The following is a 12926-nucleotide window of genomic DNA, read 5'->3' as shown; positions in this document are numbered from 1 at the left end:
CCGTGCACAGGGCGAATGGCGGTCCGAGTCGGCACGAAGACGCGACGTCCGTCGCGGAGCGGCGACGACGAAGCGGCCGCCGCCGCGTCGATCGGCCCGCGCCCCGCCGATCCGCCCGAGCCGCGCCGCGTCGCCCGTCCGTTCGCCGTGCCCTTCATCACCCCCCCCGGCGACGACCGCATCCCCCGCCCTCCGCCGACGACGCCCGCGCCGCGGATCGGAGTCTCGCGCCGTCCTCGCCCGAGCGTCAACGCCGTCCGGGCCGCCGGGCCCGCGGGCCGAGACAAAGGGGACGGCCCGCGAGCGGGCGGAGCGGGCGCCGCGCCCGCGCGTCCCCGGCCGCTGGCGGCGACGACGGCGGCGCGGCATAATCCACCGGCTTTCGCGTTCCCGTCCCGGAGAGATCCGGCCCCGCGGGGACGGCGGAGCGCGCGGCGCCGGCAAGCCACCCGGTCCGCGCGTCGTCGAAGCGCAGCGCGGAGAGGTGCTCGAGTGGCTTAAGAGGACGGTTTGCTAAACCGTTGTGGGGGCTTAAACCCTCACCCAGGGTTCGAATCCCTGCCTCTCCGCCAATCAAGAACTTGAGGGATTCAGAGCCCGCCGCATCGGCGGGCTTTTTCGGTGTTCGGGGGCCACGGGGGGGGGGGCCATTTCCGCGGGTGGACGAAGACCCCGCGTCGAACTCCCGCGCGGCCCGCTCGTCGCCGGCTGCGGACACCCGCACCGCCTACTTGGGCTCCGACGACTGAGGCGGCGCGTCCGGGATGGGAACGTCCGAAGGATCAAACATGGCTCGGAAATCGATGACCGGGGCGAGGAACGGCGGCAGGCCGGCCTTCAGGAATGCGCCCGCGAGGGTTTCCCTCATGAATGGATAGAGCATCGCCGGCGCCGTGTGCGCGGCCATCAAGCGCAGATCGCGCGCCAAGTCGTCCTCCGCAAGACCGGTCGGGACCCGGAACGCGACCCGGAACGTCGTTGACGCATCGACGCCGGGAACGCCTCGCAGCGCGAGTTCCAAGGTGACGCCGATGTCCTCCCGCGCGAAGCGCGAAACGAGAAGCTCGAAGCTCAGTTCGGGCGACATCTGTCCGTTTTCGGGGAGAGGCGAGGACTCGTCGCGACGGAACTTCAAAGCCAGAAGCTCCGGCGGCGCGAGGATCCGGCATTTCATTTCACGCATGGTTCCGCTTCCGTCCCGTTCCATCCTTCCCCTCCGTCAGGCGATCGCCGGTTCTTCGTTCTCGGCGGGATGCGGCGAACCGCCCGCGCGCGGCGACGCGCCGCCTTGGGCGGCGGACCAGTCCATCTGGACAAGCGACGTAAGCACGAGCCGGACGCGGGCTGTTTGGCTCCGTCCCGTCGCCGCCGCGATCGACGACGCCGACGCCGCCGTCCACGGGCTGGCCGCGGGCGAACCTTCGCGCCGCAGCGCGACGACCGTGTCGAGAGCCAATTTCGACTCGCGGGCCTTCGCCTCGGACGTCCGCTCGGCATCGAGCGCCGAGCGCATCGCGCCCGCGACCCACGCGTTGAGGCTCGCTCCGGAGCGCTGCGCGGCAAGCGCCGCGTCGCGATGGAGTTCCTGGCCGATGCGCACAAGGAACCGCCCGGAGAACGGACGCTCCGGCGACACCCCGCGTTCGCGGCAGTAGTCGAGATAGTCGTCCACCGCCTCCGCCATCCGTCGCTTCATTTCCGGGACCGTGTCGGCGGAGAAGGACACGACATCGCGAATGCCCAGGACCCGCCCGCGAAGGCAGTTCTCTTCCGCATCCAGTTCCACGCCGGCGACGTAGCCCTTGCAGGAAATCGTGTCCATCATCTCGCCCCTGCTTGCCCGAGAAGCTCTTCGAGATCGGGGAGCGCCGCTTCGAAGAAATCCCGAAGGTCCTTGACCGTGTTGGCCGCCAGTTCCCGCCGGGGATGCGGGGTGTGAATCACAAAGCACCTGTCGCCGATCGCCCCGCGCACCCTGCTCCCGGAAGGTACGCTACTGTTCTGTGATATCGCCGGCAATCGGTTCATCTCTGTCCGTATCCAGCCGTTCCGGCCCGGGTATGGTTCGGGCTGCGGGCCGGACAGCCTTGCGGGCCGGCCCGCTTCGCGCTCTCAGTCGGGATCCCAGAAGCCGATCGGCTCGAAGAAGAGCGACAGGGCGTCGAGGATCGCTTGACGGTTCTCGAAGCGGTGCGAGCCGCCTTGGAAGATCTGCACCCAGGCGCGGCTCTGGAAGTGCGCCTCGGCGACGGCGTAGTCGAGGACGGCGTCGCCGGTCTCGAGGAGCACGACGGTGTCCGGGGCGGCGGCGCCGGCGTAGAGCTCGGCCTCTAGCGCGGCGTACTCGGCCTTCAGGGACGGCGGCGCGGCCGTCAGGAAGCGCGACGGGAAGACGCAGGGGTTCAGGAGGAGCGCGCTCCGTCCGCGGTGCTTCGCCAGCCAGTAGGCGTAGAAGCCGCCGAGGGACGACCCGACGACGACCGCGTCGGGGGCGGCGCGATCGAGGTCCGCCGCGAGGCGTTCGACCGACTCCCGCGGGCGCTCGGGATCGTACGCGAGTTGGACGACGTCGAACGACCGCCGCAGAAAGACGGCCTTCTCCGACGGCCCTTTTGTGTTCAGTCCCGGAACGTAGACGACGTGATTGGCCACGGACTCCTCCCCGCGCGCGGACGGAAGCGCGCCATGACGACTATGGACGCCGCCCCGGCACGGACCGTGCCGCGCCCCGCGCCATGCTGGCCGCGTTGGAATCGGGAGGACGGTCATGAAGGCGTTCCTCGCCATCGCCGCCGCGGCGCTCGCCTGCTTGACGGTGATCGGGCTCGTCGCGCTCAACGCGGAAACGCGCCGGCGGTACGGCCGAGGGCTGTTCACCGTCCCCGGCCTTCTCCTCGCCATGTTCGCCGAGGTCCCCGGAGGGCTGGCGCTCCTCGCCTCGCCGCAGGATCTGGGGGCCGACAACTACGTCGTCTGCCTCGTCGCCGGGGCGGCGTTCGCGCTTCTTCTGCTGATCTACAACTGCGCGGGGACGGACCTGGGGACCGGCGTGGTGGCCTCGGCCCTTCAGCTTTGCGTCGCGGTGGCGCTGCTCATGATCCTCTGGGGCATCCTCTGTCCCCGCCGTTCCGAACGCGATGCGCGCTGACGCGGCCGGCCGCGGGCCGCGGCGACGATCCGCCCGCCCGGCGCACCGCGGACAGAACTTCCGCTCCGCGCCGACCGCGGCACATATCGTGCCGCGTCGCGCCTCATCATGGCGGCGATGAACGACTCCGTTTCGACGAAGGCGCCCCGATGAGGGTCCGCATCCACCGCGGCGCGCGGGAGGTCGGGGGAAACTGCGTGGAGTTGGAGAGCGGCGGCCGCCGGCTGCTGCTCGATCTCGGGCTGCCGCTCGGCGACGCCGTCGATCCGGCGGCGGCCGTGCCGCCGGTCGAAGGGCTGACGAGCGCCGGCGACGGCTCGCTCCTCGCCGTCGTGATCTCCCACCCCCACCTCGACCACTACGGGCTGCTGCCGTTCGCGCGGCCCGATCTGCCGGTCTACATCGGCAAGCCGGCGGCGGACATGATCGCCGCCGCCGCGCCGTTCGTCCGCCGTCCGGCCGCGCCGTTCGTCGGTCGTCCGGATGCGCGGTTCGCCCGCCATCCCGCCGCGCCGACGCCGGCCGGCTTCCTCGAGGACGGCCGCTCGTTCGCGCTCGGGCCGTTCCGCGTCACGCCGTTCCGCGCCGACCACAGCGCGTTCGGCGGCTTCAGCCTGGTCGTCGAGGCCAACGGCAGGACGCTGATCTACACCGGCGACGTCCGGGCACACGGGCGCACGGCCGCGTTCCGGGACTTCCTCGCGCGCGCGCCGCGGCGCGCCGACGCGCTGATCGTGGAGGGGACCTCGCTGACGCCGAACGCGCCGCTCGACGGCGTCCCCTGCGGCGAGCGCGCGCTGGAGCGCCGGATCGGCGACGCGATCCGCGGCGGCCCCGGCGTCGCGCTGATCGCGTTCTCGCCGCAGAACGTGGACCGCTGGGTCACCGCCTATCGCGCGGCGACGATCGCCGCCCGCCGCGTCTTCGTGACCGACGTCTACGGCGAGGCGATCGCGCGGGCCGTCGGCCGCGCGAGCGTGCCCCACGCCGGCCACTCGAACTATCGCGTCTTCGTCCCCGACGCGCAGCGCCGACAGGCCGCGGCGCTCGGCGTGGACGCCGCGGCGCGCGTCTCCGCCGACGAGATCGCCGCCGCGCCGCGGCGCTTCGCGCTCCTCTTCCGCCCCGGCGTCGTCGCGGCGCTGGAACGGCGCGGCCTGCTGCGCGGCGCGACCCTGGTCTGGTCGCAGTGGCGCGGCTATCTCGAGGACGGCCGCGGCGCGGCGACGCTCGAGCTGATCGCCCGCCGCGGAATGCGGCGCGAGGACCTCCACACCTCGGGCCACGCCGCGCCCCGCGACCTGCGGCGGCTCGCCGAGACGCTGATGCCGAAGTCGCTCGTCCCGATCCACACCGCCGCCCCCGAGCGGTTCCGCGAGCTCTACGACGCGGTGGATCCGCGCCCGGACGGCGAGTGGTGGGCGACCTGAGAGCCGCCCCGTCAGCAGCGCCGCGCCGCCGCATCAGCCGCGCCGCCTCGCCAGACGCGCCGCCTCGTCGGCCGCGCCACCCCGTCAGCCGCGCCGCTGCATCAGCCGGCCGACCCGCGAGGCCCCAGCCCGAGGCCGATCGTCGCGAAGTCCACCCCCTTCGGCTCGAGCACCTCGACGGCGCGGCCCCACGACCGCACCCACGGCGCGACCTCCGCCAGCGAGGAGACCGTGAACGTCATCCGCAGGCGGCCGTCCGCTTCCACCGTCCACTTCTCGCCGCGCGCCCACGTCCGCTCGCGCAGATAGCGCTGCAGCGGCTCGTCCGCGGCGAAGAGGAGCGCGACCCGCAGGCGCGCGTTCTTCGGCCCGCGGAACAGGCCGAAGCTGCCGTCGAAGTAGGTCGCCGGGTCGAAGTCTTCCGGGTAGCGGAACGTCCGCTCCGAGATCTCGAGGTCCGTCATCCGGTCCACCGAGAGGGTCGCCGGCTCGTCGCCCGGCGGGCGCCGATCCAGCCGCGCGACGACGTAGAGGCCGCCCTTGTACATGACGAGCGAGAGCGGCTCCGCGTCGACTTGTTCCGGCGCCTGCCGCGCGAGGGCTCGATACCGAAACGAGATCCGCCGCCGTCCGATGATCGCGCCGAACAGCGCGGAGACGAGCGGCGCCTTGGCGCGGTAGTCCTTGTGGCCCGACGGCACGAAGTGGACCATCCGCCGCAGCCGATCGACCTGGACGCCGAGAACGGCCTTCTTCGGCGCGGCCGCCGCGATCCGCCCGGCGATCTTCTCGATCTCGCCGAGGAGCGGCGACCCCGCGGCGAAGCCGAGCAGTTGCTGCGCCAGGTAGAGCGCGCCGAGCTGCTCGAGGAGGTGGTTCGCGTCGGGCGGCCGCGCGTCCCGCAAGGCGATCCGCCGGTCCTCGCCGCGGCCGGTCAGCTCGACCTTGACCGCGCGCCCGAACAGCGCCTCCGACTCGTCTTCGAGCAGCCGCTTGTACTTCCGGAACGTGCGCGGCCGGATGCCGAACTCCCCGCAGAGCTGGTCCACGAGCACGCCGCCGGGCGCCGCGTCCAGCCGCCGCGCGATCTCGACGAGGTTCCAGTTCACTGGCGCGCCTCTTCGCCGAGGCGGCGCGCCTCGCGGAGCAGGCCGCGCAGCCGCGCCGAGGACCAATCGTCGTCGGCCATCGAGCGCGGCTCCCGTCCGCCCCGCTCCGCGGCGGCGATCGCGCGCTCCGGGCTCAGGCCGTGGCGGTAGGCGAGCCACGACGCGAGCACGACGCCGGTCCGCACGAGCCCCGCGCGGCAGTGGACGACCGTCGGCGCGTCGGAGGCGGCGAGGAACGGCAGGATCCGGCCGAACAGCTCGTCGCCGATGTCGAGGGAGTCCTCGAGGTGCGCGGAAAGGACGTTCGCCGCGCCGAACGCGCGCCCGTAGAGCGGGACGAGCCCCTGCGGAAACTCCGCGAGCTCGCGCGGCGGGAGCAGCGAGCAGACGCGGACGACGCCGCGGCCCTTCATGTATCCGACCCAGTCCGCGACGTCCCGCGCGCCGGTCCGCGGCGCCGCCGCGCCGTGAACCGGGCTGCCGGGACGCGCCGGCGCAAATCCGTACATCGGCGATCTCCTTGGCACGCTCCCATGGTGAGGGGCAAGGCGGCACATATCGTGCCGCTCTCCGCGGGAGGCGCCGCCCGGCCGCCGGCGCCTCCCCGCGGGAAGGTTCAGCGGTCGCCGCCGAAGGCGCCGCGGGAGTGGTGCGGGCGGAACGTGGGGGCGCTCGTCTCGGCGGGGAGCCGGAACGCCGCGAGATGCACCAGCGCGTCGTTCAGCGCGAGCCCGCCGCCGGCGGTGCCGCGGCCCGTGATCCGGACGGCGACGCCGAGACCGACGCTCGGGATCGTCGCGACCTTCGCCTCGCGGACCCGGCCGAGCAGCGCCCGCGCGGCCTCTTCCGGCGATCTCGTCGGGGGCGCCGAAGACCGCGCGTCGAGGGCGTCCAGGGCGTAGCTGTTGGCGATCTTGCGCAGCATGCCGGCGAGCGTGCGCGGCGCGTCGAACAGCTCGAGGCCGGCGACATGGCCGCGGATCAGGAACACCGCGCCGACCTGGTTCGGCGCCGGCGCCATGTCCGCCGTCGCGTCGAGCTGCGCGCGCCGCGCCTCGTACGCGTCCTCGACCGCTCCGGTCTCGGAGCGCACGCCGAGTTCGCGGAGGCGGCGGTCCACCATCTCCCAGACGCGGAGCTGGTCCGCCCGCGGCGCCTCGTGCCGCGACATCCGCTCGCTGACCTCCGCCGCCGCGCGGGCGCGGGAGGCGTAGTTCAGCGGATGCTCCGAGGACTTGAACTCCGGGCTGCGGTAGTCCCAACGCCCCTGCTCGACGCACGAGACGGGGATCTTCAGCGAGCTGGACGGCGGCACGAGGATCGTGAGGTTGACGATCCGGTTCTGCTTGGCGCCGACCAACTGCTCGCCGTGGACGATCAGCACCGGGCGGTCGAGCTCGTTCGTCGCGAGCAGGTCGGGGACCGACCCGCCCTCCGACACTTCGGTGACGCGGAAGGCGCCGGTTTCGAGCGCCTCGTCGAGGGTGGCGTAGAACGGTTCCGCGCCGCGGGACTCGAGCAGCGGAATCATCGTCAAGTGGCCGCGCGTCGTGGGCGCGCCGAGTTCGAGCGCATCGAGCGCCTGCTGGATCATCGCATCGTCTCCCCGAACCGCCTCGTCGCGGTTCGGGGAGAGGACGACCGACGACGCGGCCGCTGACGCGCCTCAGACGCCCCCGCCGAGATCCCCCGCCGGCACGAGGATCGGGTCGATGCGGAACGGGTTCGTCGTCGCGTGCATGAGGTAGACCTCGCCGGGGCGCAGCGGGAGGTCGCTGAAGATCCGCTCGTCGCAGCCGGCCGGCGTCTTCGCGATCGCGATCCGACGCCCCCAACGATCGAACCGGATCTCCTCCACCGTGATCATGACGGGGAAGAGCGAGCGTTCGGGGGCCATCCAGTGCTCGAGCAGTTGGAGCGTCCGCTCGAAGAACGCCGCCGCCTTCCGGCGCGCCTTGGTCGGCGATTCGGCCTGCGCCCAGTCCCGGTAGTGCACGAACTCGTTGCGGCCGCCGGCGAGGCCGCCCATGTCCCGCGGCGCGAGCGCGCAGTCGGGAACCTGACGGCGAAACTCCTCCGCCGCGCCCCCCGTCGCCGCCTGAAGGTCCTTGGAGAGGGCGTCGAGCGCGTCGAGCCAGCGCCCGAGCGACATCGTCCGCAGTTCGGCGGCGCGCTTGATCACGCCGAGCTGCAGCAGCCGCGTCTCCGCCGGCTCGTTGAACACGCGGCGGCAGAGGAAGGTCGCGAGGACGCGGCACGCGAACTCGAGCTGGGCGCCGACGTTCGTCACCAAACCGCGCAACCTGGCGAGGTCGTCCGTGCAGGACACCTCCGCTTGGGCGCGCTTGACGCCGGCCACGATCCGGTCGAGCGTCAGCGGCCGCTGGGCGCCGGGGAACCCGAGTCGTTCCAACAACTGTTCGACAAGCCCGACCGACGATTCGGGCCGCGCCTCGCCGTTGAGGTCCTCGATCGCCTTGCGCAGTTGGCGCGGCGTCAGCCAGGACCGCAGCAGTTCCGCCGGATCGCGCCGCACGCAGCACTCGAGGAGGCAGTCTTCGTCGCCTCCCCGATACCCTTCGGCGCGCAGGTCCTGCACCAGCGCCGCGCGGTCCTCGGCGCCGAGCGTCCGCAGGAAGAGGTCGTGGAGGCGCCGCACGTGCGCGGCGCCGGGCGCATCCGTCGGCGCAGCGGCGACGGTCTCCGCCGGCGCGAAGGCAAGCGGTTCCGCCGACGCGCAGGGACGCATCTCCGCCGGCGCGAAGCCAAGCGGTTCCGCCGGCGCGCTGCGGCGCGTCTCCGCCGGCTCGAAGGCAAGCGGTTCCGCCGACGCGGCTTCAGGCCTCGGGGCCGCCGCCTTCGCCGCGCTCGCCGCGCCGGGCTCGCCCGCCGCGGGGCGCGCGGCGACGGGCTGCGCGTCGCCGAGTCCTTCGACGAACTCCAACGCGGCCACGATCCCCGACTTGATCTCGGCGAGCGCGAGCCGCCGGTCGGCGACGCCCGAGAGCATGGCGTGGCTGGCGCGGTTGCCGGCCGCGATCGCGTTCCGGATCAGCGGCTCGAAGCGGGCCAGCGCGCGGCGCTCTTCGCCGCCGAAGCGGCGCCGCGCCACGTCGAGCAGTCCGGCCGGCGTATCGCCCGGCGCGACCCGCGCCGCGTCCGCGCCGACCCCGGCGACGTAGAGCAGCTTGAGCGCGGCGAGCAGAAGCCGAATCGCGCGTTCGAGCGGCGAGACGTCCGACGCGGCGGCCCGCGGCCCGTCGTCGAGTTCGACCGCGCCGAGCCGCTTCGCCCGCGCGCCCAAGCCGTCGAGCGTCTCGACCCGCCGCAGGCCGTCCTCCAGCCACGTCGCGTGGGCGGCGAAGTCGCCGCCGTACAACACGAGCGCGATGCGGACAAGCGCCGGCCATTCGTCGGCGCGGGCCTCGACCGCCTGAAGGAACGCGGCCACCGAGTCGGACACCGAGAGGCGCGCGGAACGCGCCCCGAGCAGCGGCAGCGCGATCGACCGCGCGCGCGCCTTGAGCGCGGCGTCGAACACCGCCGCGTACAGCGCGCGGGCGCCGCCCCCGGCGAGCGTCCGGTTCGCGTCGAAGTCGATCGTGACGGCGTGCAGGACGCCGCCGGCGTCGAGCCGGCCCGCCGGCGTCGCGAACACCGAGCCGAGGCGCAGCGGGACGCGGTTCGCGGCGACGTACGCGGCGAGCTCCGGTCCGGCGGCCGCCCAGATCGCCTCCGAGACGCCGCCGCCGTGCGAGAGATAGTTGTCGTCCGAACTGACGAGGAAATCGAAGCGCTCGGGCAGCTCCGTGATGGAGCCCCCGACGATGTCCACGGCGGTCTCGCCCACCTGCACTCTGCGGCTGTCCACCTCGTGCCCCCGCTCCGCGACGACGCGGCCGAGGCACGAGTATAGGCGACGCGCCGCGCCCCCGCGCCGCCCCCGCCTCGAGGGCGCCGACCGGGGAGGCCGCCGGGGTTCACGACGGAGGCGCGAGAACGCCGGAGCGGGCCAGCCCGACTCTGTATTCGGGAGGGCAAACGGCGACCAAGCGGCCGGCGCCGTCGAAGACCTCGTCGGGAAGGCGGCAGCGCTCCCAATGCAGCAGCTTGATTTCCCGACGGCAGTGGAGTCCCCCGGCCGCTTGAACAAGCTCGTCGCTCCGCTGGCCGTGGCGCGGCAGGATGATCCGCACGTCGACGTCTCGACGCCGCGCCGTCAGTTCCCGGACCGCCGGCGCTAAGTCCGAGTCTCCGGAAACGAGCAGCGCGCGCTCGAACTCGCCATCGAGCCCGCGCAGAACCAACTGCAGCGCGATGTTGACGTCGGTCTCTTTCTCTTCGTGCGAGACCCACGCCGCGCCGCATCTGCGGCAACCCGCGGACTTCTTCTTGAACCGGCCGAGAATGGCGCGAACGCCGGTCGCCTCCAGGGCGGCGACGAGTGCGCGGTGACGGGCGCAGGATCCGGGCAGCCACGTCGCGAACGCCGAGAAGTAGTAGACCGCCGCCAGATTGTCGCCGGGCGCGAAGACCGCGCACAGCTTCCGGACGTCGAGCCACTTCAGATGAGCTCGACCGAGGTCATTGATCGCGTGTTACACGTTGAGACCATCGACGAACGCCGCTACGCGCATCCCCCCTCCCCCGAAAAACGAAAAGCCCGCGGACCGTGGCCCGCGGGCACAGCCGGATCGAGCCCGGCTGGATGAAAGCGAATGAAGCCTATGGCGCCGGTCCCGACGGCGCAACGGGGTCGAAGGCGCAATCTGACGATGGCCGTTGCGGCGCAGAGACAAAGGGGGAACGGCGCGTCGGCCTCCGGTGCGCGCATTCCGTTCCCGAAGGCCGGGCGATCATCGGCGGAGATCCGATCGACCTCGCACGTTCCCCTGCGCCCCGCGCGCCGTTATCGTTTCGCGCCGCGCGTCCTCGACTTGATCAAGTCGAGGACGTTCGGAACGACGACGATCTGCGTCGGCGGCGCGGCGGAGGGCGGTTCCTCGATCATCAGAAACCGCTCGCCGTCGGGGGAGACGTCGTAGGTCGGGAATTCGAGGCTCTCCGTTTTCCGGTAGGTGTCGTCGAAGAGCCTTCGCGGCGGGCCCGCGCGGAATCCGGCGCCGAGCGCGACGGAGACGGCCATCACGGCGGGAGGCGGCCCCGGCGCGCGGTAGACGATTTCGCGCCCGCCGCGCGTCCATTTCGGGTGCGTGCCGCCGCCGAACGAGACCTGGTGTTTCGGTTCGGGGCCCGGGAATGGCCGCACGTAGATCTCGTCGCGCCCCGACTCGTTCGAGTTGTAGGCCATCCAGCGGCCGTCCGGAGAGAAGACGGCGCAGCACTCGTTGATCGACGTCGCCAAGTACGGCCGGGGCCGCCGGTCTCCCCCGAGAGGCAGGATCCAAATGTCGTGGCCCGTCGTCGTGGTTTCATACGTGAACGCCAAGAAGCGCCCATCCGCGGACCATGACGCTGGGTACGCGAAGTGGCCGGTTGGTTCGCGAAGGAGTGCGTGGCGACCGTGCCCGTCGCGGCGAACGAGGAAGATCCCGTCTTCGCCGCGGTACGCAAAACCAGTACCGTCCGGAGACCAGACGGGCGACGACTTTCCGCCACCATCCGCAGCCCGCGTCGAGGTCTGCATGCGAAGGTCGAGCGACCACACGGTCGCTCCCTGCAGCTCGTCCCGCATCGCCGCCAGGGAGCTTCCGTCGGGCGAAATCGCCACGTCGAGGAAGCTGCGTCGTTCCAGCGCGGCCGGCGTCGCGCGTCCCTCGCGGTCCACCCAAAGGAGCGCGCGGTCCACCGGCCGCGGATAGCCCGGGACGTACGCGAGGCGACCCGACGCGGAGACGTCGAACTGCACCGACGAGGTGCCGTAGGGGTCCATCCGGACGTCCTCGGCGATCGGCGTCTCGGGGCCGGTCGTCTCGAGACGCGCAAGGTCAAACGGCGCCGCCAGCAGCATGCCGTCCCGACCGTAGACGAGATGGCCGGCGACGTAGTGCGGCGAACTCCCATGCTCGGTCAGGACACGCAGATGGCCCGTCTTCAGCGAAAGGACGCCGATCCGCTCGTCCGCGGGGATCCAGCCGACCTGCATCGTGAAGACGACGTCGCCGCTCGGCAGAAACTGCGGCCAGCGATGGGTCCCGCCGATTCCGACGTAGGGCGTCGTCAGGCGTCTCGGAACGCCGCCGTTCTCCGAGACGCGCCAAAGGCCTTCGCCGGCGTCGGGCGCGAAGACGATCGTGCCGTCCGCGCCCCACGTGACACCGATCAAGACGCGCGCCTCGGCGAGCAGCGTCGGCATCCCGCCGTCCAGACGGACCTTCTTCATTTGGCCGCCTTGGCCAAAAGCGATCCACTGACCGTCCGGCGAGAAGGTCGCCTGCCACGCCCCCTCGGTCATCGGGATCGGCCGCGGGTCGATCGAGCCGAGATCGCGTTGGTAGAGCTGCGTCCGGCCGGCCGAGCTCCCGACGAAGACGATCGTCTTGCCGTTCGGGGATATCGCGAGACAGGGAGGTCCGTTGATTGGAGGGAACGCGACATCCGGCGGAAGCGCGATCGTCCAGCGCGCCGGGGCGTTCGCGGAAGCGCGCGCGCGGACGGACGTGCGGGCGGCGAGCCAGCCGACCACGGCGCCCGCAAGACAGGCGGAAACGGCGGCGACCACGGCGACGACGGCGAGCCTCCGCCTCCGGCTCCGCGCTCTTGGCCGCGTCGCGGCGCCGGCGGCGATCAGCGCGTCTTCCGATGACGCATCGGAAAGAGCCTCGACCAGCTCGATCCTCGCGTCCCACGCGTCGCGGAGACGAGCGGCCCTGTCCTTGCGCAGGCAGCGCTGCAGCAGATCGCGGACGGCGGGGGGAGTCTCGGCGGGAAGCGCCGACCAGTCCGGATCGCGTTCGAGGACGGCCGTGATCGCGTCGGAGCGGGTCGCGCCGGGAAACGCGCGCCGCCCGGTCAGAGCTTCGTAGAGGACGCAGCCGAGCGACCAGACGTCGGTCCGGCGGTCGAGTTCCTCGCCGCGCGCCTGCTCGGGGCTCATGTACGGCGCCGACCCCAAGACGAGTCCACCGCGCGTCGCGTCGTCCGAAGGCGTGGTGAGGGTCGGCGCGTTCGACGGCGCGCCTTCGGCCTCGAGCGCCTTCGCCAAACCGAAGTCGAGCAGCTTCACGCGGCCGTCGGGCGCGAGCGTGACGTTCGAGGGCTTGAGGTCGCGGTGGACGA

At 72.5% G+C, this 12926-nt stretch carries 11 protein-coding genes and 1 tRNA gene; 3 read left to right on the top strand and 9 right to left on the bottom strand.

What is annotated here, in order from left to right:
* The first annotated feature begins 478 nt into the window (after positions 1-478).
* Positions 479-572, top strand: a tRNA-Ser gene (locus LLG88_16855).
* Positions 573-727: 155 nt separating this feature from the next.
* Here LLG88_16855 and LLG88_16850 read toward each other — a convergent pair.
* The 3 genes from LLG88_16850 to LLG88_16840 all read right to left on the bottom strand — a co-directional run bounded on the left by LLG88_16850 (position 728) and on the right by LLG88_16840 (position 2652).
* A complete protein-coding gene (locus LLG88_16850; GenBank protein ID MCE5248576.1) occupies positions 728-1207 on the bottom strand; it encodes a protein-export chaperone SecB in 480 nt (159 codons plus the stop codon).
* 12 nt (positions 1208-1219) lie between these two features.
* On the bottom strand, positions 1220-1825 hold the full coding sequence (locus LLG88_16845; protein MCE5248575.1) for a type II toxin-antitoxin system HicB family antitoxin: 606 nt from the start codon (positions 1823-1825) through the stop codon (positions 1220-1222).
* Positions 1826-2112: 287 nt separating this feature from the next.
* Positions 2113-2652, bottom strand: a complete 540-nt coding sequence (locus LLG88_16840) for an alpha/beta fold hydrolase (GenBank protein MCE5248574.1) — start codon at positions 2650-2652, stop codon at positions 2113-2115.
* Positions 2653-2767: 115 nt separating this feature from the next.
* Here LLG88_16840 and LLG88_16835 point away from each other — a divergent pair, with 115 nt between their 5' ends.
* Together LLG88_16835 and LLG88_16830 are read left to right on the top strand one after the other, a co-directional pair.
* On the top strand, positions 2768-3148 hold the full coding sequence (locus LLG88_16835) for a hypothetical protein (GenBank protein ID MCE5248573.1): 381 nt from the start codon (positions 2768-2770) through the stop codon (positions 3146-3148).
* Positions 3149-3297: 149 nt separating this feature from the next.
* Positions 3298-4578, top strand: coding sequence for an MBL fold metallo-hydrolase (locus LLG88_16830; GenBank protein MCE5248572.1), 1281 nt, complete (start codon positions 3298-3300; stop codon positions 4576-4578).
* Positions 4579-4679: 101 nt separating this feature from the next.
* Here the strand turns inward: LLG88_16830 and LLG88_16825 are convergent, their stop codons facing one another.
* The 6 genes from LLG88_16825 to LLG88_16800 form a co-directional block, all read right to left on the bottom strand.
* A complete protein-coding gene (locus LLG88_16825; protein MCE5248571.1) occupies positions 4680-5687 on the bottom strand; it encodes a WYL domain-containing protein in 1008 nt (335 codons plus the stop codon).
* Positions 5684-6196 carry a protein phosphatase gene (locus tag LLG88_16820; protein ID MCE5248570.1) on the bottom strand — a complete coding sequence of 171 codons (513 nt, stop codon included), beginning with the start codon at positions 6194-6196 and terminating at the stop codon, positions 5684-5686. The genes LLG88_16825 and LLG88_16820 overlap by 4 nt, the downstream gene beginning before the upstream one ends.
* A gap of 107 nt (positions 6197-6303) precedes the next feature.
* On the bottom strand, positions 6304-7281 hold the full coding sequence (locus tag LLG88_16815) for a hypothetical protein (protein ID MCE5248569.1): 978 nt from the start codon (positions 7279-7281) through the stop codon (positions 6304-6306).
* 72 nt (positions 7282-7353) lie between these two features.
* A complete protein-coding gene (locus LLG88_16810; GenBank protein ID MCE5248568.1) occupies positions 7354-9558 on the bottom strand; it encodes a macro domain-containing protein in 2205 nt (734 codons plus the stop codon).
* Positions 9559-9667: 109 nt separating this feature from the next.
* Positions 9668-10231 (bottom strand): NYN domain-containing protein, encoded by a 564-nt coding sequence (locus LLG88_16805; GenBank protein MCE5248567.1) that lies wholly within the window; start codon positions 10229-10231, stop codon positions 9668-9670.
* A 365-nt stretch (positions 10232-10596) separates the two neighbouring features.
* On the bottom strand, positions 10597-12926 hold a 2330-nt coding region (locus LLG88_16800; GenBank protein MCE5248566.1), incomplete at its 5' end, for a protein kinase.

Source organism: bacterium, assembly GCA_021372775.1.
Taxonomy (GTDB): Bacteria; Acidobacteriota; Polarisedimenticolia; order J045; family J045; genus JAJFTU01.
This window is presented reverse-complemented; position numbering and strand designations above follow the sequence as displayed.